19 protein-coding genes and 2 tRNA genes are annotated in these 21,436 nt (G+C 65.5%); 9 read left to right on the forward strand and 12 right to left on the reverse strand.

The annotated features are described in order from the left end of the window. Window positions 1-360: peptide-methionine (R)-S-oxide reductase (locus tag HB681_RS33620; protein ID WP_213959233.1), on the reverse strand; the 360-nt coding region annotated here is incomplete at its 3' end. A 329-nt stretch (window positions 361-689) separates the two neighbouring features. Between HB681_RS33620 and msrA the strand changes: the two genes are divergently transcribed. Continuing rightward, on the forward strand, window positions 690-1,445 hold the full coding sequence (gene msrA / locus HB681_RS33625) for a peptide-methionine (S)-S-oxide reductase MsrA (protein ID WP_213959234.1): 756 nt from the start codon (window positions 690-692) through the stop codon (window positions 1,443-1,445). A gap of 97 nt (window positions 1,446-1,542) precedes the next feature. On the opposite strand, the gene HB681_RS33630 is transcribed toward msrA, so the two are convergent. The 3 genes from HB681_RS33630 to HB681_RS33640 form a co-directional block, all read right to left on the reverse strand. Then, window positions 1,543-1,920, reverse strand: coding sequence for a ribbon-helix-helix domain-containing protein (locus HB681_RS33630; protein ID WP_213959235.1), 378 nt, complete (start codon window positions 1,918-1,920; stop codon window positions 1,543-1,545). A 59-nt stretch (window positions 1,921-1,979) separates the two neighbouring features. Next, entirely contained in the window at window positions 1,980-2,558 is a 579-nt protein-coding gene (locus tag HB681_RS33635; protein ID WP_213959236.1) for a DJ-1/PfpI family protein, read from the reverse strand. A 186-nt stretch (window positions 2,559-2,744) separates the two neighbouring features. After that, the gene (locus HB681_RS33640) at window positions 2,745-3,449 is read right to left on the reverse strand and encodes a nitroreductase (protein WP_213959237.1); all 705 of its coding nucleotides are present in this window, start codon (window positions 3,447-3,449) and stop codon (window positions 2,745-2,747) included. 120 nt (window positions 3,450-3,569) lie between these two features. On the opposite strand from HB681_RS33640, the gene HB681_RS33645 reads away from it, so the two are divergent. Further along, complete coding sequence (locus tag HB681_RS33645; protein ID WP_213959238.1) at window positions 3,570-5,108, forward strand: winged helix-turn-helix domain-containing protein; 1,539 nt, start codon at window positions 3,570-3,572, stop codon at window positions 5,106-5,108. 30 nt (window positions 5,109-5,138) lie between these two features. Here the strand turns inward: HB681_RS33645 and HB681_RS33650 are convergent. From HB681_RS33650 to HB681_RS33665, 4 genes are all read right to left on the reverse strand, one after another. After that, window positions 5,139-5,215 (reverse strand) — tRNA-Arg (locus HB681_RS33650). 145 nt (window positions 5,216-5,360) lie between these two features. Then, window positions 5,361-6,929 (reverse strand): prolyl oligopeptidase family serine peptidase, encoded by a 1,569-nt coding sequence (locus tag HB681_RS33655; protein WP_213959239.1) that lies wholly within the window; start codon window positions 6,927-6,929, stop codon window positions 5,361-5,363. Window positions 6,930-7,246: 317 nt separating this feature from the next. Further along, window positions 7,247-7,825 (reverse strand): hypothetical protein, encoded by a 579-nt coding sequence (locus HB681_RS33660; RefSeq protein ID WP_213959240.1) that lies wholly within the window; start codon window positions 7,823-7,825, stop codon window positions 7,247-7,249. A gap of 131 nt (window positions 7,826-7,956) precedes the next feature. Then, window positions 7,957-8,406 carry a hypothetical protein gene (locus tag HB681_RS33665; protein ID WP_213959241.1) on the reverse strand — a complete coding sequence of 150 codons (450 nt, stop codon included), beginning with the start codon at window positions 8,404-8,406 and terminating at the stop codon, window positions 7,957-7,959. Window positions 8,407-8,614: 208 nt separating this feature from the next. Between HB681_RS33665 and HB681_RS33670 the strand changes: the two genes are divergently transcribed. Continuing rightward, window positions 8,615-10,354, forward strand: a complete 1,740-nt coding sequence (locus HB681_RS33670) for a winged helix-turn-helix domain-containing protein (RefSeq protein WP_213959242.1) — start codon at window positions 8,615-8,617, stop codon at window positions 10,352-10,354. A 136-nt stretch (window positions 10,355-10,490) separates the two neighbouring features. Here HB681_RS33670 and HB681_RS33675 read toward each other — a convergent pair. From HB681_RS33675 to HB681_RS33685, 3 genes are all read right to left on the reverse strand, one after another. Beyond that, a tRNA-Pro gene (locus HB681_RS33675) sits at window positions 10,491-10,567 on the reverse strand. 44 nt (window positions 10,568-10,611) lie between these two features. Further along, window positions 10,612-11,319 (reverse strand): glutathione binding-like protein, encoded by a 708-nt coding sequence (locus HB681_RS33680; RefSeq protein ID WP_213959243.1) that lies wholly within the window; start codon window positions 11,317-11,319, stop codon window positions 10,612-10,614. 43 nt (window positions 11,320-11,362) lie between these two features. After that, entirely contained in the window at window positions 11,363-13,033 is a 1,671-nt protein-coding gene (locus tag HB681_RS33685; protein WP_213959244.1) for a cyclic nucleotide-binding domain-containing thioredoxin-disulfide reductase, read from the reverse strand. A gap of 100 nt (window positions 13,034-13,133) precedes the next feature. On the opposite strand from HB681_RS33685, the gene HB681_RS33690 reads away from it, so the two are divergent. The 3 genes from HB681_RS33690 to HB681_RS33700 all read left to right on the forward strand — a co-directional run bounded on the left by HB681_RS33690 (window position 13,134) and on the right by HB681_RS33700 (window position 16,682). Then, entirely contained in the window at window positions 13,134-13,967 is an 834-nt protein-coding gene (locus HB681_RS33690; RefSeq protein WP_213959245.1) for a GNAT family N-acyltransferase, read from the forward strand. Between the two features lie 98 nt (window positions 13,968-14,065). Next, window positions 14,066-16,201, forward strand: a complete 2,136-nt coding sequence (ppk1, locus tag HB681_RS33695) for a polyphosphate kinase 1 (protein WP_213959246.1) — start codon at window positions 14,066-14,068, stop codon at window positions 16,199-16,201. Window positions 16,202-16,220: 19 nt separating this feature from the next. After that, window positions 16,221-16,682 (forward strand): histidine phosphatase family protein, encoded by a 462-nt coding sequence (locus tag HB681_RS33700; protein WP_213959247.1) that lies wholly within the window; start codon window positions 16,221-16,223, stop codon window positions 16,680-16,682. Between the two features lies 1 nt (window position 16,683). Here HB681_RS33700 and HB681_RS33705 read toward each other — a convergent pair whose 3' ends face one another. Next, window positions 16,684-18,204, reverse strand: a complete 1,521-nt coding sequence (locus tag HB681_RS33705) for a Ppx/GppA phosphatase family protein (protein ID WP_213959248.1) — start codon at window positions 18,202-18,204, stop codon at window positions 16,684-16,686. A gap of 208 nt (window positions 18,205-18,412) precedes the next feature. Between HB681_RS33705 and pstS the strand changes: the two genes are divergently transcribed. From pstS to pstA, 3 genes are read left to right on the forward strand one after another with little or no spacing between them, the layout of a single operon-like run. Further along, the gene (gene pstS / locus HB681_RS33710; RefSeq protein ID WP_213959249.1) at window positions 18,413-19,459 is read left to right on the forward strand and encodes a phosphate ABC transporter substrate-binding protein PstS; all 1,047 of its coding nucleotides are present in this window, start codon (window positions 18,413-18,415) and stop codon (window positions 19,457-19,459) included. Between the two features lie 15 nt (window positions 19,460-19,474). Further along, complete coding sequence (pstC, locus tag HB681_RS33715; RefSeq protein WP_213959250.1) at window positions 19,475-20,551, forward strand: phosphate ABC transporter permease subunit PstC; 1,077 nt, start codon at window positions 19,475-19,477, stop codon at window positions 20,549-20,551. Further along, window positions 20,548-21,432, forward strand: coding sequence for a phosphate ABC transporter permease PstA (gene pstA, locus HB681_RS33720; protein ID WP_213959251.1), 885 nt, complete (start codon window positions 20,548-20,550; stop codon window positions 21,430-21,432). Before pstC ends, pstA begins: the two co-directional genes overlap by 4 nt. Window positions 21,433-21,436: the final 4 nt, after the last annotated feature.

The following is a 21,436-nucleotide window of genomic DNA, read 5'->3' on the forward strand; positions in this document are numbered from 1 at the left end:
CGACTTGTCCTGCGTCTGCGCGACGGCGTTGGGCAGCGGCTGCCAGAAACTGGGCCAGCCGGTGCCGCTGTCGAACTTGGTCTTCGAGGAAAAGGCGTCGAGGTTGCAGCCGGCGCAGGCAAAGATGCCCTCGCGGTGCTCGTTGTTCAGTGGGCTCGAATAGGGGCGCTCGGTGCCTTCCTTGCGCAGCACGGCGTACTGGTTGGGCGTGAGGAGCTTGCGCCACTCTTCATCGGTGTGGGCGACCTCGAACTTGGCCGACTCGGTGGCGGCCAGTGCGGGGCGGGTGCTCCAGCCCAGCGCATTGGCAATGGCGAGGCCCAGCGTGGAGATGGCGAGACGTCTTCCTTGTGAAGTCATGGCAGGTCCTTTAGATGGCAAGTGGGGCACGACGAACGGGTGCCGTGGCCTTGAGACTTTTCGAAGGCCCCGGAGTTCGCCGTGGAGTTTCCGGTCTGGCGGCACGCGATATGCAAGAAGGGATATAACGCATCACAGCGGTTTCCTTGAAAGAGGGCATCCTGTAGTTCGAGCGAGATGCGCTGACGGTTACAGCCACGGCGAGCAAGCCCAATGGGCGGCGCTGTAACCGGGGCGGCGGTTCACACGAACTGCATCAGGACAAGTCGTTGCGAGCACGGGATACGTGTCTTCGTGCTTGCTGGATTCACCCAACGGAAGGACTGGCCATGAACAATCGCTCCACAGACCCCGCATACACCGGGAACCCCCGCTTTTCGCGGCGCGCGGCTTTCGCTGCCGTCGCCTTCGCCGTCGTCGCAGGCGCAGCGGCGTTGCAGGCCTTCCCGTCGACGGCGGCGGAAAGCGCCGTCGTGATTCCGGCACCCGCCGACGACCTCGCCGCCTCGACCGCTGCGAGCGAAACGGCCGTCGTGGCAGGCGGCTGCTTCTGGGGCGTGCAAGGTGTCTTCCAGCATGTGAAAGGCGTGACCAACGCCGTGTCCGGATACGCCGGCGGCGACGAGAAATCGGCGCAGTACGAATCGGTCGGCTCGGGCGCGACCGGCCACGCCGAATCCGTCGCGATCACCTACGACCCGAAGCAGATCAGCTACGGCCGTATCCTGCAGATCTACTTCTCGGTCGCGCACAACCCGACCGAGCTGAATCGGCAGGGCCCCGACCGGGGGACGCAATATCGCTCGACCATCTTTGCCCAGAATGCGGACCAGGCCCGCGTCGCCAAGGCCTACATCGAGCAGCTCGGCAAGGCCAAGGCCTACTCGCAGCCGGTGGTCACGACCATCGAACTGCAGAAGCGCTTCTTCCCGGCGGAGGGATACCACCAGGACTACCTCACGCTGCATCCGTCGCAGCCCTACATCGTCTACAACGACCTGCCCAAGATCGAGAACCTGAAGAAGGTCTTCCCCGACCGCTACCGGGCCGAGCCGGTGCTGGTCGGCAATCGCAACGCCTCTTGAACCAGCACGGAACGCAATCACATGAGCCTCACGCATGCCTACGCCGCGCAATCGGCCGGCCTCGCACCGGAGTTGTTCACGCGGATTTCGTCCTGACTCACCTGGCGGCAGCTACCCGCGCCGCTCGACCCCAGCCCGGTGGCAGTGCGTAGAGCACCGCCTGCGCATCCAGCGATCGGATGGCCACGTTGTTGTCGGCGGGTATGCGCCCCTGCGCCTGCAGCGCCTCGTAACGCAGCGCGCTGACGCGCAGGAAGGAAGCGAAGTTGCCGACCTCGCCGCGCGCCGCCACCAACTCGTCGTAGAGCTTTTCGATCAACTGCACGACGCCCATGTTGTCGCGTTGTGCAATCTCCTCGAGCACCTGCCAGAACAGGTTCTCGAGCCGGATGCTCGTGACGACTCCGTGCAACCGGACCGAGCGGGTGCGACTGTCGTAGCTCTGCGGATCGGCGCTGATGAAAACTTCGCACATGGTGGGTCTTCCAGTCGGCTGGAGGGGCCGCCACTTTAGCGCCTCCTCCGATGGCGCGCTCAAGTCTCGATGCGCGTGCCCAGCACCTTCAGGAACTGCGAGATCCAGGCCGGATGCGCAGGCCATGCCGGTGCACTGACCAGATTCCGGTCGGTCACGGCCTGGTCGACCGGGATGTTCGCGAACTCGGCGCCTGCCAGCTCGACCTCCGGCTGGCATGCCGGATAGGCCGACACCTTGCGGCCCTTCAGAAGCCCGGTGGCCGCCAACAGTTGCGCACCGTGGCAGACCGCCGCCACGGGCTTGTCGGCAGCGAGGAAATGGCGAGCGAGTTCGACCACCCGTGGATTCAGCCGCAGGTATTCAGGCGCGCGACCGCCCGGGATGAGCAGCGCATCGTAGGCCTCGGGCTGAACGTCTGCGAAGTTGAAGTTGAGGGTGAAGCGGTGGCCGGGTTTCTCGCTGTAGGTCTGTGCGCCTTCGAAATCGTGAATGGCGGTCTGGATCCAGTCGCCCGCTTTCTTGTCCGGCGCCACCGCGTGGACCGTATGGCCAACGGCCAGGAGGGCCTGGAAGGGCACCATGGTTTCGTAGTCCTCGGCGTAGTCGCCGCAGAGCATCAGGATCTTGCGCGTCACGGTTGCGTCTCCTTCATGGGAATGGATGGAAAAGCCGACCGGGGCCGGCGCCCCAATTGTTGGGAATCATTCCCGGGCCGTGGTAGCAGTGGGCTGTGACGTGGCGCTCGCGATCAAGCGCCATTGGCCTGCCCGGGATTGACCATTGCCAGGCCGCGGCGATCTGGACCCTATGGTTGATTTCAATCAGAGTGGTTCATCGAATCCGAGCCACGTCGTGAAGTCGCTCGCTGCGCCTCGTGGCATGCAGACCTGATTCACGCTGGCATCGCTGTCGGGATAGCCGAGCGACATTCCGCAGACCAGCGATTGGTTGGCCTCGAACCGCAAATGCGTCGCGATGCGCCGCTCGTAGCGAAGGAAGGCCACTTGCGGACAGGTGCCGAGGCCATGGGCATGGGCCGCCAGCATCAGTGTCTGGAGGAACAGGCCGAAATCGAGCCAACTGTTGTGTGTCAGGCGCGTGTCGATCGAGAACATCAGGCCGACCGGTGCGTCGAAAAATCGGTAGTTGCGCGTGGTCTGGCGCGCACGCGCGACCATGTCGTCCTGGCGGATGGACAGCGATGCGTAGTAGCAGCGAGCGAACTCGGCTTGCCGCGCCGAGCAGTCCGAGGGCGGCGGATTCGGAAAGGGGGTGAACGGCGCTTCGGTGTTGGCGGCGTGGGCCTCGAGGATCGCGTCGACCAGTGCCTGCCGGGCCGGGCCCGCGAACACGTGGACCCGCCAAGGCTGGGTGTTGAAGGTGCTGGGTGATCGGGCCGCCAACTCGAGGATCCCGGCCACGACTTCGCGCGGCACAGGTTGCGGCCGAAAGGCGCGGATGGTGCGGCGCCCGCGCACGACCTCGCCGAACGTGGCCGCGCAGGGAGCGGATATCGGAGTCTTCATCGCGGGTCCTTCGCCTGGCTGCAAGGCCACTTCGGCCTCGGTGCGATACTGGACTTCAGGCGCGGACAGGTCCTTGGTTCAGGACCTTAATTCTCCGGACTTCCAATCCTCCAACACCCCATGGCGCAGGAAGTGTTCGTTCTCGGCGACTTCCGGCTCGATCCGGGGCGCCGACTGCTGCTTCGCAACGAACAGCCCATCGAACTGAAACCCAAGGCGCTGGAAATTCTTTGCGTGCTGGCGTCGGCGCGGGGCGCGGTCGTCACGAAAGACGCACTGATGTCGCAAGTCTGGCCCGGGCTCGTCGTCGAGGAAAACAATATCCAGGTGCACGTGTCGGCGCTGCGCAAGGTGCTCGCCGGGGATTCGAGTGGCGCCCTCCACCTGATGACGGTCGCTGGCCACGGTTACCGCTTGCTCGGGATCGGCCTGGAACCTGCGACCGTGATGACAGCGGTCGAACCTTTGCGGCGGCGGGGACCGTCCGTTGCGGTATTGCCTTTCGCGTATCTGGGTGACGACCCAGCGCAGGAATATTTCGCTGAAGGTGTGGTCGACGACATAATCACCGGCCTGTCGCGTGTCAGGTGGCTTTCCGTCATTGCCCGCCATTCGAGTTTCGTCTTCCGCGGCGCCGACGTTGATCTCCCGCGGGTCGCGCACGAACTGCATGCCGACTACCTGCTGCACGGCAGCTTCCGGCGCTCCGGGGACCGCATTCGCGTATCGGCGCGCCTGACCGAGACTGCGGGTGGCACCGAGGTGTGGGCCGAGCGCCATGAACGTCTTCTCGGCGACGTTTTTGACCTGCAGGACGACATCGCGGCAAGCATTCTCGGCGCGATAGAGCCCGGGCTGCGTCGCTCCGAGATCGAGCGCATCCGCCGCAAGCGTCCCGGCGATCTGGACGCCTATGACCTCGTGCTGCGCGCCTTGCCGCACGTGTACACGCTCATGCCCGAGGGTTGCGCGCCAGCGATGCCATTGCTGCAAAGGGCCCTGGACCTGGAGCCCGGGTACGCCCTGGCCCATGCGACGCTGGCGTGGTGTCACCACGTGCGCTTCAGCCGCGGCGGGCTCGATGCGGCTGAACGAGAGGCATCGATCCGGCACGCACGCGCCGCAGTGGCACTCGGCAGCGATGACGCGCTGGCGCTGGCGATCGGTGCCTTCGTCATCTGGTTCGATGCCCATGACATCGCGGCGGCTTTCGACCTCTTCGATCGCGCGTTGCTTCTGAGCCCGTCCAACGTGGTGGCGCTCGCGACGAGCGCGGTCGCGCTGGCCTGGTCGGGAAGGCCGGCGCTGGCCATCGAACGCGCTCGCAGGGCACTGCAACTGAGTCCCTTCGACGCGCTGCGTTATCTGGCGTACCAGGCGCTGTCCGGTGCGAGATTCCAATCGGGCGACTTCGAGCGAGCCGAGCACGATGCTCGCCTGGCCGTCGAATCGTGCCCCGGGTTCAGCGTGCCCTACGCCTATCTGTGTGCCGCACTGGTGCGCGTCGGCAAGCTGGACGAAGCACGGCAAACAGTTCGACAGATGCTCGGGATCGATCCCGGGTTCTGCATCAGCCGCTTCCGCGTCACGGTGGGCGTCGACGATGCAGTGTTCAACGGATTTGCGATGGCATGGCGCGAGGCTCGGATGCCCGACTGATGGGGATCAGGCGTTTGCTTTTGTGGCGTATGGCCTGCCCGGAGGGGATCGAACCCCCGACAACCTGCTTAGAAGGCAGGTGCTCTATCCAACTGAGCTACGGGCAGATGCGGCAGCGAACGCGCCGCGAAGTCGAGCATTTTGCCAAAGCAAAAGACCGGTCACGACGCAAGGTCGGGGCCGGCCATCATTCTCGGGCCAACCGGCATCGAAACTGGCCGGCTGCCGGAAAAAGGCTCATGCGCGTTCCGGTCAGCCGCCTGCCTTCAGTACGCCCTCGAAGAACAGGCGGGTCGACTGCATGCAGTAGGCCGGCACGAGTTGCCCGTGGTAGGCGAACTGCACCGACTGATCCTTGTCGGCATCCGTGCCAGCCGTGTCGGCGCGCTCCTGCGCTTTCGCCTGTGCAAAGCCCGCGCGCGCCGCATCGTACGCATCGCCGGAACCCGACGCTTCCAGGTCCACCACCGTCAGCGATGCGGCAGGCATGCCGCGCGCCCTGAAGTAGCCGGCGGTCGCCATGGTGCTCGCGAAGTTCACGGTCGGATCTTCCACGCCGCCGCACATCAGCACCGGCCGTGTCGGCAGCCAGTTGCGCAAGTCATTGGCGACGGCGGCCTTGCGCAGGCCGAGCGAGGGCTTGCAATCCAGCGGGGTGGTGGTCGCGACAGAGGCGTTCGTGGCCGGCAAGGCATTGCCTGCGCAAGGGTTGCCGCTGACATCGTTGAACCAGCTTGTCAGGTAGCTCTGGCGCACGAGGTTGGCGGCGCCGTAACTGATGGCCACGCTGGGATCCAACGGGCCGGGCGTGGCGTTCGAGGGAAAGAAGGAATACCTCGGCAGCTTGCCGGAATTGAACAGGTCGTCGCTCGACGAGAAGCTCGGCAGCAACGTGTCGATGCCCGTGGCGTACTTGTCTTCGTAGATGTCGCTCGTGGCACCGTAGACGTTGCCGAACTGCTTCTGCCAGCTGGTGGTGATGAGCGGGAAGAACACGGTGCTGCCCAGTTCGGGCAGGCCCTTCGCGGTGTCATCGATCAACAGGCTGATGGCGGAGGGCGCGGACATCGGCGCCGACGCCGTCACCGCCATGCCGGTGGCCTGCATCTCGCGGTGCGCCGCCAGCGCCACGAAGCCGCCTTGCGAATAGCCGGTGACCAGCAGCGCACCACTGTCCGCGGCGGAAAGCGCGGGCAAGGTCGATCGCGCCGCCTTCAGCGCGTCAACCATTTCCTTGCCTTGCTGGTCGGCGTTCAGGAAGGGGTGGTAGCCGAGCGTCGACGTGTCGTAGCCGGCGTAGTTGGGCGCGACCACGATGTAGCCCCGGGCCGCGAACATCGCGGCCACCACTACTGCTTCCGAGGCTGCGGGCTGGTTGGTGTCGGTCAGGTTGGCGAAGTTGTAGCTGTGCTCCGTGGCGGTGCCGTGCGCATAGAGCACGATGGGCCGCGGCCCGTTGCATGCCGGGTCGGTGCCTGCGGGCAGCATGATGGCGCCGCTCGCGGTCGTCGTCTCGCCCTGGCCGCCGATGGTCTGGTACTGCAGGTAGCGCACGTCGACGCCGCAGATGGGCGCGCCGGCGACGCCTTCCAGCGTCTTGCCCTTGGAATCGGCTTCGAGCAGGAGCTTGAACTGGTCTGCGGACAAGCGCACGACGCGGTCCGGTACGGCGGTGAGCGCCGTCCCGCGGCTGGGAGCGGCGGCGGTTCCGGCGATCGAGATGGCTGTTGCGTTGCTGCCCCCACCACCGCCTCCGCAACCGGAGAGCGCAAGCGTGGCGGCAAGGGCAAGGGTGGACGCGGGGAGGATGGTCGATCGCATGAGGTCTCCGGCAGTGTGGACGAGCGCGACAAGGCGCCGGTCGACAATGCACGGGACCGTGGGCTTTCGCGTGCCGGCGACTGCCGATTTCGCTTGCCGGGCTGTTGCCTACAGACGAGGGGCCGAACAGGACGCCCAAATGCGTAGAAGGCAAGCGCCAAAGGGCATATGCGTGAAGCCGGACCAGCGCTTGAAACACCGCCACCGGATCCTCGGGCTTGCCTCGAAGCGTTGACGCCGATGTCTTCGGCGCCAACTACTTCAGCTTCATTTGCTGCTGGGGCCATGAGCCTGGAGGTCCGCGACAGCGCATCAACTCAATCCACCGTGAAACGAACGCCGGTTAGCGTGCCCTCGCCGTGCCCGACCAAGGTGACGCCATCCTTTGCATAAATGTCGACCGTGTAGGTGCCTGTGTATTTGTTGCCTGACGGGCTGAGCGTCACGATCTGATGGATGATCGCCGGGCCCGCGAACGCAGCGGGTACGACAGGCGGGCTGGAGTCGCTGCTGAGGTACCCAAGGGCGATATGCTTGATCTTGTAGGTCGCGGGCCCGATCTGCTCCCACACACCCATGCAAACGTCGCCAGTGCTCGGTGCGCGGCCGCCGGAGATCAGGAATTCTGTTCCGTCACTGTGAAATTGCTGAGTGCCGAAGTCGAGGACGTCGCCCGTCGGAGACAAGGTATTCGATTTCCACATTCCGACGATGCCGGGGCCGTCGTGCGGCGGCCTCGGGTTTCTTTCCTCCTGCATCCAGCCCGAGGGCGGTGCACCGTGCCCGGGTAACGTACAGGCGGCGGCCACGCCAGTCGCCGTCACCCCCGCAGCGGCGAGACCCATTACGACGAGATGCTTGCCAAGTGAACGCCGAAAAACCGCTATTCCGTTCATGATGACTCCTTGAGATCAGAGGACGGTTGGAATCGCCGACTTCGTGGAAGCACGAGCCTGCGCAGGAAAATCACGGGCCGCCGAGGGATGCTCCCCTGAGTGCCAAGGCCTGTGGCATCGCTGAGCTCGCATCAGATTCGCCTCAGCAGCCAGACCAGTGCGACAGCGCCGGCCGCGCTTGCGGCCAGGGTCATCGTCAACTCTGGCTCGGGCGCGCTCAGTGACCTGGAAACGACGGAAGGTCGCTCCTGCTGCGCGAGGATGAAGCCCGTGGAGAACGGGTTGTAGATTGCAGACTCCACTGGAGCAGATTCATCCGCCTGTGCCTCGTCACCGGGTTGGGCGGCAGGCTCACCCGGGGATGCCTCGACCGGAGCCTGCAAGGTGCGATCGGGGTTGCGGGCCTGTGCATATACGTCCGATGAAACCCATGCGACGCAGGCAATCGCAATGACGACGCCCATCCAAAAAGACAGGGATGGAGTCGGCCCGACCATCACCCGCAGATGCCAAGCTCGTGCGATGCCCAGGATGGCTGGCAAGCCGACAAGTGCACCTGCCAAATAAGCGATTGCGTCCATGATCAATCTTTCGCAGTGAAGGTGACGCATCACGATAGGGGTCCTGCGGCGCCGGTGGTCCGAAGAAGACCTGATCGTTTGCCGATGAAGTCCTGATCAACGCTTGATGGCTGGCAAGAAACGCAGCGCAGAGGCCTTTCACGGCGACGTAGACAGGCACAGAATCAGACTGCTGCTGCAGGATGCAGATCCCAGGAGGGGTGGATCCATGAGCGACGAGCCAACGACGGTCCGTGAGCGAGACGTGCCCGCTCCTGCGGGGCCCCATGGGGAGGCCGACATTTCCTCGGTCGTCTCGTTCGCTGACTTCGAGTTTGATTTCGAACGCGATCTGCTGCGGCGCGATGGCGTCGCCATCCCGTTGAGTCCCAAGCCCGGCGCACTGCTGCGCTACCTGCTTGCAAATCCGCGCCGCATTCTCAGCCGGACCGAACTGATGGCAAGTCTGTGGGCCGGCGTGGTGGTCACCGAGGATTCGCTGTTCCAGTGCGTCAGCGAATTGAGAAGTCGGTTGGGCGACCAGGGTCCCAAGCTGATCACGACGCACCCACGGCGCGGCTACATGTTCGAGGCGGACGTTCGGCCTGGCAGGCCTGCTGCGCCTGACCCTGTTCCGGAAAGGATCGACCCGGATGCGACGACATCTACCATGCCGGCTGCGCCCGATCAGGCTGCGCCGCGCAGTAGATGGCGCGCGCTGGCGCTGGCCCTTGCGTTGGGTGTCTCTGCCATCGCCGCTGGCGCGATCTACATGCGGGCCGAGCCGTACCGAATAGACGCGGAGCTCGGAAGGCGCTACTCGATCGTCGTCACGCCCTTCCAGGACATCGGAAGTACACCCTCGCCAAAGGTCGTGCGAGAAGGTCTCGCGGACGAGATCGCTTCTCAGCTGTCGCAACGGCAGGGCTCGATCGTGATTCGCTCGCCGTCGCCCGCTGGCGCGCGCTATGCAATGAGCGGGAGCGCAGTGGCACGCGGCGCCGGTGTCGCGGTCGACATCCAGGTCAAGACGGTGCCCGACGGCGAAGTCGTCTGGGCCGAGCACTACGACTATCCCGACGGTAATGATCCTGGCATCAATCTCGATATCGCGCTGCGTGCCACCAGCGGGCTCGGGCGGCGTTATTTCGAAAGACACCGGGCCAAGGTGAGCGCCTCGGGCTACCGCCTCGACCCCGCTGACCTGGCATTTTCAGGGTGGGACGACATCGAACGCCGTCAGACAATGCAAGACGTCAGCAGGGCCAGGGCGCGATTCGAGGAAGCCTTGCGGTCCGACCCCGAGTCGGTCACAGCACTCACAGGCCTGACCGCTGCGCTGATGTCCCAACGCTATGGCTACGCAGGCGAGCCGATGCCGAAAGACGTCGCCGAATCGGAACGCGTCGCAGCCAAGGCCTTCAACCTTGCGCCCAACGACGCCTCCTCCCTGATCGGATGGGCGAACGTCCAGGTCTTTCGCGGGCAGCCGGCATTGGCGTTGCCGCTCTACGAAAAGGCCGTCCAGCGCGCGCCATCCAGTGCGAACGCACGTCTCAGGTATGCCAATGGCCTGCTGATCGTTGGACGTTCGAATGAAGCCCAGCTCCAGATAGACGAGGCCCTGAGGCTGGGACCCCGCGATGCTCGAGTCGTGGTTTCCGCGTATGCGCTCGCATCCAGCACGGCTTTCATCGCTGGAGACGACGAGAAGGCTTACGCCCTGGCACAGCGCGCAGTGGCGGAGGGGCCGACCTTCGGCAACTCGTACGGCATATTGGCGTCGATCGATGCGCTGCACGGCCGCACAGCCGAAGCTGCAAGGAACATGGCGGAGCATCGCAGGCTGATGCCCTACAACAGCATCGAACGGTACGTCAGCAACAATCCATCCGGCTCCGACCTCTTTCTTGCCGGCCGCAACCGAATGATCGAGGGCCTGCGAGCGGCGGGCATGCCGGAGCGCTAAAGGTTTGCCCAAGCGCCGCAGTGCTTGCTCATCACTTTACGCCGCCAGTCGCGGCATCGGCTAGACAGGCTAGTCGCGGCCAAGCAGAAACAAAAATGGTGACAAGGACCTAAGTCCTTGTCACCATTAAATGTTTTGGTCGGGGCGAAAGGATTCGAACCTTCGACCCTCTGGTCCCAAACCAGATGCGCTACCAGGCTGCGCTACACCCCGACAAGCCCTCGATTATAGCCTGTCCGGCCTACACATTGGCCGTTTCAGCGCTTTTCGTACTGCGTCTTGCCAAAAAGAATGTCGCGCGACGCATCGCTCGTCAGCGGCTTGCGCAACTCGGCCAGCACCTTCACGCCGCGCTGCACCGCCGGACGCGCCGCGATCGCATCGAACCATGCCTTGAGATGCGGAAAGTCGGTGAGCGTGATGCCCTGGTTCTCCCAGCTGCGCAGCCACGGGAAGATCGCGATGTCGGCGATCGAATAGCTCTTGCCGGCGATGAACTTGCTCTTGGCCAACTGCCGGTCGATCACGCCGTAGATGCGCCTGGCTTCATTGGTATAGCGGTCGATGGCGTAGGGGAGCTTCTCGGGCGCATACAGGCGGAAGTGATGCGCCTGGCCGAGCATCGGGCCGACGCTGCCCATCTGGAACATCAGCCACTGCAGCACGTCGTAGCGCGCCCTGTCGCCGGTCGGCATCAGCTTGCCGGTCTTGCCTGCCAGGTATACAAGGATCGCGCCTGATTCGAACAAGGAGATCGGCTTGCCGTCCGGCCCGTTCGGGTCGGTGATCGCAGGGATCTTGTTGTTCGGGCTGATCTTCAGGAACGCTGGCGCGAACTGGTCACCCGCGCCGATGTTGACCGGGTGCGCCACGTAAGGGAGGCGGCACTCCTCCAGCATGATGTGGACCTTGTGGCCGTTCGGCGTGGGCCACGAGAAGACGTCGATGGGGGATTGCGTTGGCATGGCGGGCAGCATAAACGCCATGCCAATTTCTTGCTCATGCCATCTATTGCGCGCCCGCCAGGTGCTGGTGAATCAAGGCCACGGCCGCAGCGCCTTCGCCGATCGCGCCGCCCACGCGCTTGACCGAACCCGATCGCACATCGCCCACCGCGAACACGCCCGGCACGCTCGATTCCAATGCCGCCGACTGCCGCGCCGGAAAGCCGCCGCTCGCCGCCGTGCCGGTGAGCACGAAGCCGTGCGCATCGACCGACACGCCGCAGCCTTCGAGCCATGTCGTCTCGGGTTCCGCGCCGACGAACATGAAGATGTTGCGCGCCGCGCAGTGGTACTCGTCGCCGCTGCGGTGGTTGCGCCAGGTCGCGCCTTCAAGGCCGCGCTCCGGCTCGCCATGCAGGCTTTGCAATTCGGTGTACGGGTGCAACTCGATGTTCGGCGCGGCCTCGATGCGGTCGATCAGGTAGCGCGACATGCTGGCCGCCAACGAGGGCGCGCGCACCAGGATGTTGACCTTGGCCGCATGCTGCGACAGGAACACGGCGGCCTGACCCGCCGAATTGCCGCCGCCAACCAAGCCGATCTCCTGCTGCGCGCAGAGCTTGGCCTCCAGCGCGGAAGCCCAGTACCAGATGCCGCGGCCTTCGAAGTCGGCCAGTCGCGGCACGGCGGGGCGCCGGTAGCGCGCACCGCTGGCAATCACCACGGTGCGCGAACGCAGCTTGCGGCCATCGGCCAAGGTCACCGACAGTTCGCCGTCACTCTGCGCACGGCTGCAATCCATCGACACGACCTTGGCCGGGATCAGCATTTCGGCGCCGAACTTCTGTGCCTGCACATACGCGCGGCCGGCCAGGGCGCCGCCGGAGATGCCGGTGGGAAAGCCCAGGTAGTTCTCGATGCGCGCACTGGCGCCGGCCTGGCCGCCGTAGGAACGACAGTCCAGCACGATCACGCGCAGGCCTTCCGATGCGGCATACACCGCGGTCGCGAGTCCGGCGGGTCCGGCGCCCACTACCACCACGTCGAACAGGTCCGCATGCTCGACCGTGTCCACCATGCCGAGGCAACGCGCCAGCGCGTCTTCGCTCGGGTTCATCAGCACTGCGCCGTTCGGGCACACCACGAGCAGTTGAACTTCGGCGTATTGCTCGAGCATGGCTGCCGCGTCCGCATCCTGCGTGGCATCGACCACGTGGTACGGATAGCCGTTTCGGCCCAGAAAGCTTTGCAGCCTGCGCACGTCGGCCGAATCGGGCGGGCCGATCAGCACCGGGCCGCTCGCGCCGGCCTCGATGAGCGCCACGCGCCGCAGGATCAGCGCGCGCACCAGGCGCTCGCCCAGGTCGGCCTCGGCAATGATGAGCGCGCGCAACTGGTCGGGCGGGACCAGTAGCGCCTCGACTTCGCCCATCGCATGTCCATCGACCAGCGCCACGCGGCCCGACAGTTGCCCCACCTCCGCCAGGAACTGCCCCGGTCCTTGCTCGGCAATCGGCGTGACGTGGCCCAGGCCATCGCGTTGCGAGATCGCGACCACGCCCTTCAGCACCACGAACATCCCCGGCCCCGGCTCGCCGGCCTTGAACAGGCAGGCATCGGCCGGGTAGTGCCGCGCGCTGCCAAAGCGCGTGATGCGCGCAATATCCGCCGCGTCCAGCACCGGGAACATCTGGTGCCTGCGTGTTTCGACTTCGACCCGCTCTTCGGTTGCCATGCGATCTCCTGGAAGCTGCTCTCGGCGAGCGGTCGAGTTTCACGCATTTGCCATCGCGATGACATGCGGCTTTCATGGTGCCTGACCAGACTCCCGGGACATGAACGAGCTACCCGACCCCGCCTTCGCCCTCTTGCGCCTCACGCCGCGCAATCCGCAGCAACCGGTGTTGTTGCACAGGCCCCAACGTGCCGATCCAGACACCAGGGCCGGCCTGACCGTGCAGTGGGCCAGGCACCAGGACGAGGTGCGTGCCGCGCAGCGCCTGCGCCATGCCGTCTTCGTCGGGGAGATGGGCGCGCGCCTCAGCACGCCGCTCGCCGGCCACGACATCGACCTGTTCGACAACTTCTGCGAACACTTGCTGGTGCGTGACGAACGCAGTGGCGAGGTGATCGGCACCTACCGCCTGCTGACGCCCGCGCAGGCCCGCCGCGTCGGCGGCACCTACAGCGACACCGAATTCGACCTGACCCGGCTGCGCGTCTTTCGCGAGCGCATGGTCGAGCTGGGTCGCGGTTGCGTCCATGCGGAGCATCGGCACGGCGGGGTGATCCTGGCCCTCTGGCGCGCGCTGGGCGACTTCATGACCCGCAACCAGCTCGACACCATGATGGGCAGCGCGAGCATCCCCATGAGCCACCTCGGCGTGCCGGGCGGCAACGCGGCGGCCAGCATCTGGCGCCAGTTGTCGGCCACGCACATGGCGCCGGTGCAATACCAGGTGCAGCCGCGCCTGCCGTTGCCGGTGGACCGGCTCGACGGCAGCCTGGAGGTCGACCCGCCGGCGCTCATCAAGGGCTACCTGCGCATGGGCGCCAAGGTGCTCGGCCCACCGGCCTGGGACCCTGATTTCAACAGCGCCGACCTGCCGATGCTGGTGCGCATCGACGACCTGCCGTCGCGCGCCCGTCGGCACTTCCTTGAGCGCTGAACGCCGCGCCAACTTGTGGCTGTCATGAAACCGTCATACGCTTGTCATACGGTCAGGCAAAGCCGTATTTCAAGGCGACTTGACCCAGAATCGACCCCATGCTCACCGCAGCCGAAGATCCCACTCGAAAAGAATTTGCCCAATCCGCATCGGCCACGCTTGCAGCGCTTACGCCGCTCGATCGCGACCATGCCATCCTCGCTTTCAACAGGCGCGTGCTCGACTGGGCCTACCGGCCCGAAATACCGCTGATCGAGCGGCTGCGCTACCTCTGCATCGTGTCGTCCAACCTCGACGAATTCTTCGAAGTCCGCGTCGCGCCGCACCTGATCGCGGCCGATGCCGGCGATCGCAAGGGCAACTACACCGTGGAGTCCTTCGACGCGTTGGCCACCGCCTCGCACGGACTCGTGGCGCAGCAGTACGCGCTCTACAACGACGAACTGATGCCTGCCTTCGCCGCGCACGGCATCCGCATGATTTCGCACGGCGAGCGCAACCCCGCGCAACGCAAGTGGGTGCATGAATACTTCGAGCGCGAAGTGCGCCCGCTGCTCATTCCGGTGGGACTCGATCCGGCGCATCCGTTCCCGCAGGTGGCCAACAAGTCGCTCAACTTCATCGTGCGCCTCGCGGGCAAGGATGCCTTCGGCCGCGACAACCCGATCGCCATCGTCAAGATACCGCGCGTGCTGCCGCGCGTGGTGCGCATGCCGGCCAAGATCTCGGGCGGCCAGAACCTCTGCATGCCCATCTCCAGCATCGTGCGCGCCCATCTGGCCAGCCTGTTTCCAGGGCGCGAGATGGGCGACTTCTCTCAGTTCCGGGTCACGCGGCATTCCGACCTCGCGGTCGACGAGGAAGACGTGAAGAACCTGCGCACCGCGTTGCGGCAGGGCTTGCAGCATCGCCACTTCGGGCAGGCGGTGCGGCTGGAGGTGTCGGCCAGTTGCGCGGAGTCGCTCGCCGGCTTCCTGATGGCGCAGTTCAACCTGCCGGCGCAGGCGCTGTACCGTGTGCATGGCCCGGTGAACCTCGCGCGCCTCACGCAGTTCATCGACTTGATCGATGCGCCGGCGCTGCTGTTTCCGGCTTACCAGCCTTCGTATCCCGTGACGCTGTCGCCGGTGCAACCGATCTTCGAGCAACTGCAGGCTGGCGACGTGCTGATCCACCAGCCCTTCGAGAGCTTCGACGGCGTGATCGCCTTCCTGCGCGAGGCCGTGTACGACCCGGCCGTGCTCGCCATCAAGCAGACCATCTACCGCACCGGCACCGACTCGGCGCTGATGGACCTGCTGCGCGAAGCCGTGCGGCGCGGCAAGGAAGTGACCGTGGTCGTGGAGTTGAAGGCGCGCTTCGACGAAGAGGCCAACATCAACTGGGCCGAGATGCTGGAGTCGATCGGCGCGCAGGTGGTGTACGGCGTGGTCGGGCTCAAGACGCATGCCAAGATGATGCTCATCACGCGCCGCGAGGGAAACAAGCTGCGCCGCTACGGCCACCTGGCGACCGGCAACTACAACCCGCGCACCGCGAGGCTCTACACCGACATCAGCCACCTCACGGCCGACCCGCTGCTCACCGCGGACATGGAGGCCGTGTTCGTGCACATGGCCGGCCAGAACAAGGTGCCCAAGCTGCATCGCATGTGGCTGGCGCCCTTCGACCTGCACAAGAACACGATGGCGCAGATCGAAGCGCTCGGCGCGGCCGCGGCCGCCGGCAAGCCGACGCGCCTCGTCGCAAAGATGAATGCGCTGACCGACGAGGCGCTGATCGGGGCGCTCGTGCGAGCGGGGCAGAAGGGCGTGAAGATCGACCTGATCGTGCGCAGCGCCTGCACCCTGCCGGCGCAGGTGCCGGGCCTGACGGACAACATCCGCGTGCGCTCGATCATCGGCCGCTTCCTGGAGCATTCGCGCGTCTTCTACTACCGCATCGGCGAGGACGAAAGCCTCTACCTGTCGAGCGCCGACTGGATGAACCGCAACATGATGCGGCGCATCGAGATCGCCTGGCCCGTGACCGACCCCGTGCTGCGGCAGCGCATCATCGACGAATGCCTGGTGGCCTACCTTTACGACGGGCGCGATGCCTGGGAACTCGAGGCCAACGGCGCCTATCGACGCGTCGACCGCGACCCGCGCGGCACCGAGGGCCATGGCGCGCAGGACGCGCTCATGGGCCGCTATGCCTCGCGCGGCCTGAGCCGTGCCGCGGCGCGAGACTGATTTTTTTTCGAGGACACAGATGGATTTGATTTTCTGGCGCCATGCCGAGGCAGACGACTGGACCGAAGGGTGCGACGACATGCAACGCTCGCTCACCTCGCGCGGCGAGAAGCAGGCCAAGCGCATGGCCGGATGGCTCGACCGCCAACTGCCCGAGGGCACCCGCATCATGTCGAGCCCGGCGCGGCGCTGCGAGCAGACTGTGCTGGCACTGGGCCGCAAATACAAATTGCGAGAGGAACTCAGCCCGGGCACGACGGGCGATGAAGTGTTGGCTGCCGCCGGCTGGCCGAATGGCAAGTCGGTGGTTCTGATCGTCGGGCACCAGCCCTCGCTGGGCCAGTCGATTGCGCAACTGATCGGCTTGAGCGCGGAGAGTTGCCCCGTGCGCAAGGGCTCCGTCTGGTGGCTCCGCGCCCGCGAGCGAGACGGGGACGTGCAGACGATCGTGGTCGGCGTGCAGTCGCCCGAACTCCTGTAGCTCAGCAGCCGCGCAGCGTCACGGCCCAATCGGTCTTCTGCCAGGCGACGACTTCCTCGCGCAGCAGGTGCGCCGATTGCGGAAACTCTTCTGCCCAGCCGGCGCGCGCCGTGATGCCGAAGGTTCTGCTGGCCGGCGCGGCGAGCTTCAATGCGTCGGCCTGCGGGTCGCGCCGGGCGTGGCACAGGATCACCGCGAGGCGCAGCGCGAGGAGTTGGCGCGCGAAGACTTCATCGTCCAGGATCAGCCCCAGCTTGCGCAGCTTGCCCCGATGCCCCAGCACGAGTTGGCCCAGCGCGTGCATCTCGTTGACCGCGAAGCCCGGCGCGTCGGTGTTGTCGAGGATGTAGGCACCGTGCTTGTGATATTCACTGTGCGAGATCTGCGTGCCGATCTCGTGCAGTTGCGCGGCCCAGGCCAACTTGCGCAGCGCCCGTCCGGCGCGGCTCGTGGTCTGGCCGCCGCGCGCCGCGGGGTCGAGCTGCACATAAAGTGCCGCGGCCGCTTCGCCGACCCTGCGGGCTTGCGCGGCATCCACCTGGAAGCGCGAAGCCAGCCGCGTGACGGTACGGGCACGCAAGTCGGCAACACCTTCGTCCCGCTCCAGCAACTCGTAGAGAACACCGTGCCGCAGCGCGCCTTGGGCGACGTGCATTTCCTCGATGTCGAGCAGGTCGAACACCGCGCGCAGTACGCTCACGCCGCCGCCGATCACGGCCTTGCGGTCTTCGCGCATGCCTTCCATGCGCAGCCTGTCGGCATTGCCGGCCTTCAGCAGCCGGTCGACCAGCCAGGCGAGGCCAGTGCGCGTCACCATGCCCGGCGGCGCCACGCCCGCCACCGCCAGCACATCGCCCACGGCGCCGATGGTGCCTGAAGCGCCATAGGCTTCGTCCCATCGGTCGCGGGCGTAGAGCGACAGTGCTTCGTCGAGCACGGCAGTGGCGGCGATCTGCGCGGCGCGGAATGCCGCCGGCGTGAACTGGCCCTTCTCGAAATACTTCATCGACCAGGCAACGCTGCCGACCCGGTAGGACTCCATGATGTCGGCTTGCAGCGCCCGGCCCAGGATCATTTCGGTCGAGCGGCCGCCGATGTCGACCACCAGCCGGCGTTCCTGCTCGGACGCGTCGGTCTGCGGCAGCATGTGCGCCACACCCTGGTAGATCAGCCGCGCCTCTTCACGCCCCGGTATCACGTCGATGCCGAAGCCCAGGATGGTGCGCGCGCGCAGCAGGAACTCGTCGCGGTTGCGCGCCTCGCGCAAGGTCTGCGTGGCCACGGCGCGGACCTGCGAACCCCTGAAACCAGCCAGGCGCTCGCCAAAACGCGCCAAGGCGTCCCAGCCGCGCTGCATGGCATCGGGCGTGAGGTTGCGTGCGCTGTCGAGGCCGTTGCCCTGGCGCACGGTCTCTTTCAAATATTCGGTGCGGTGGATTTGGCCGTGATCCAACTGGCCGATCTCAAGGCGGAAGCTGTTGGAGCCGAGGTCGACTGCGGCCAGACGGGTGCCGTTTTGCATTGGATGTGTGTGGCTGATGGGCTTCGATGGTAAGCCCGGGTGAAATCCGGGTTGCCGAATCTGCGTTCGGCTCCCGATCCCGCATTCTCATGGATCACATGACAGCTCTGTGACACGCCGCCAACGATGTCATATGGCTGTCACACAAGCTTTCTAGAGTCCCGGCAAGCCCTGAATAAGGGTTTGCATCTACTCCTAAGGAAGCTTCATGAAAACGACGATCCAATTCGCAACTGCCGGCCTCGTGGTTGCGGCTTTTGCCTCTGTTCCCGCCTTCGCCCAGAACGTCACCGGCGCCGGCGCCAGCTTCCCCGCACCGCTTTATTCGAAGTGGGCCAGCGACTTCAACAAGGCCACCGGCACGCAAGTCAACTACCAGTCAGTCGGCTCGGGCGCCGGCATCAAGCAGATCGAGGCCAAGACGGTCGACTTCGGCGCATCGGACATGCCGCTCACCGACGACGAACTCAAGGCCAAGGGCCTGATGCAGTTCCCCACCGTCATCGGCGGCGTGATCCCGGTGGTCAACATCGCCGGCGTCAAGCCGGGTGACCTCAAGCTCAACGGCACCGTGCTGGCCGACATCTACCTCGGCAAGATCACCAAGTGGAGCGATCCCGCCATCAAGGCGCTGAACGGTTCGCTCGCCTTGCCCGACGCCGCCATCGCCCCGGTTCGCCGCGCCGACGGTTCGGGCACCAGCTTCCTCTTCACCAACTACCTGAGCAAGGTCAACGCCGACTGGAAGAGCAAGGTAGGCGAAGGCACGGCGGTCAACTGGCCTGTGGGCACCGGCGGCAAGGGCAACGAGGGCGTGGCCCAGTTCGTCAAGCAGTTGCCCAACTCGATCGGCTATGTCGAGTACGCCTATGTGAAGCAGAACAAGATGGTCTACGCGCAGATGCAGAACGCGGCCGGCACCATGGTCACGCCCGATGACAGCGCCTTCAAGGCGGCTGCGGCCAATGCCGACTGGAACAAGACCTTCTACCAGGTGCTGACCAACCAGCAAGGCAAGGACGCCTGGCCGATCACCGGCGCCACTTTCATCCTGATGCAGAAGGTGCAGGAAAAGCCGGCCAACGGGACCAGCGTGCTGCGCTTCTTCGACTGGGCCTTCAAGAGCGGCGACAAGACGGCCGACGACCTCGACTACGTGCCGATGCCTGACGGCGTGAAGACCGCCATCACCAAGGCCTGGGGCGAGGTCAAGGACGCATCGGGCAAGCCCGTCGCGCCTGCGCTGGTCAAGTAAGTCGGAGCGGCGCGCGTGAGCAGCACACCGTTGGAGCGCGCGCCGACCACGTCACTGTCGGAGTCATCCTTGTCATCCACATTTCCTGCCAACGCCCGCGCGCTTGACCTTGCGGCCGAACGTGCGACGCTCACGCCGCCGCCCGCCAAGCGCCCGCGCACCGGTGCACTGACCGACCAGTTGTTCGGCTGGGCCGCGAAGGGCGCCGCGCTGCTGACGCTGGCGCTGCTGTTCGGCATCCTGCTGTCGCTGCTGGTCGGCGCCTGGCCCGCCATTTCGAAGTACGGCCTCGGCTTCCTGACCAGCACGGTCTGGGACCCGGTGCAGGACGAGTACGGCGGCCTCGTGATGATCTACGGCACGCTGGCCACTTCGGCGATCGCGCTGGTGATCGCCGTGCCGGTGAGCTTCGGCATTGCGCTGTTCCTCACCGAGCTGTCGCCGGCCTGGCTGAAGCGCCCGCTGGGCACGGCCATCGAGTTGCTTGCCGCAGTGCCTTCCATCGTCTACGGCATGTGGGGCCTGCTGGTGTTCGGGCCGATCCTCAGCGCCTACGTGCAGCAACCCTTGCAACAGTTGCTTGGCGGCGTGCCGTACCTCGGTGCGCTGGTGTCCGGTCCGCCGGTGGGCATCGGCATTCTCTCGGCCGGCATCATCCTGGCCATCATGATCATCCCGTTCATCGCCTCGGTGATGCGCGACGTGTTCGAGGTGACGCCGCCGCTCCTGAAGGAGTCGGCCTATGGGCTCGGCTCGACCACCTGGGAGGTCGTCTCCAAGGTGGTGCTGCCGTACACCAAGGCGGGTGTCGTCGGCGGCATCATGCTCGGCCTCGGCCGCGCACTGGGCGAGACCATGGCGGTGACCTTCGTGATCGGCAACACCAACCAGCTCAACTCGCTGTCGGTCTTCGAGGCGGCGAACAGCATTACCTCGGCACTGGCCAACGAGTTTGCCGAAGCCGGCGCCGGCATGCACCAGGCGGCGTTGATGTACCTCGGCCTCGTGCTGTTCTTCATCACCTTCGTGGTGCTGTCGCTGTCGAAGCTGCTGCTGCAGCGCATGCAGAAGAGTGAAGGGAAGAAGGCATGACGACTGCCGAGAAACTGTTGGCCGCCAAGGCGCTCAACGAAACGCGCGCGGCAAAGTTCGCGACCCGCAAGCTCGTCAACCAGATCGCGCTCACGCTGTCATTGGCGGCCATGGCATTCGGCGTGTTCTGGCTCGTGTGGATCCTCTGGGAAACGCTGCGCCAGGGCATCGGGGGCCTGGCGATCGCCACTTTCACGGAGATGACGCCGCCGCCGAACGAGGCTGGCGGTATCGCCAACGCGATCTTCGGCTCGCTGGTGATGGTGGCCATGGCCACCTTCGTCGGCACGCCGATCGGCATCATGGCCGGCATCTACCTCGCGGAGTACAACCCGAAGGGCTGGCTGTCGAGCGTGACGCGCTTCGTCAACGACATCCTGCTGTCGGCGCCATCGATCGTGATCGGCTTGTTCGTTTATGCGGTGGTGGTGGCGTACTTCAAGACCTTCTCGGGCCTGGCCGGCGCGCTGGCGCTGGCGCTGATCGTGATCCCGGTGGTGATCCGCACCACCGAGAACATGCTGCAACTCGTGCCGCCGGGACTGCGTGAGGCGGCCTATGCGCTCGGCACGCCGAAGTGGAAGGTCATCATCAGCATCACGCTGCGCGCGGCACGCGCCGGCGTCGTCACCGGCATCCTGCTGGCGGTGGCCCGCATCGCCGGCGAAACGGCGCCGCTGCTGTTCACGGCGCTGAACAACCAGTTCTGGACCGCCGACATCTCGCAGCCGATGGCCAGCCTGCCAGTGACCATCTTCAAGTTCGCGATGAGCCCGTACGAGAACTGGCAGCAACTGGCCTGGGCCGGCGTGTTCCTGATCACGGTCGCGGTGCTCGGCCTCAACATCCTCGCGCGAGTCCTCACGCGCAACAAGCTTTGAAAGA

The organism is Variovorax sp. dw_954 (genome assembly GCF_018449755.1).
Classification (GTDB): Bacteria; Pseudomonadota; Gammaproteobacteria; order Burkholderiales; family Burkholderiaceae_C; genus Variovorax.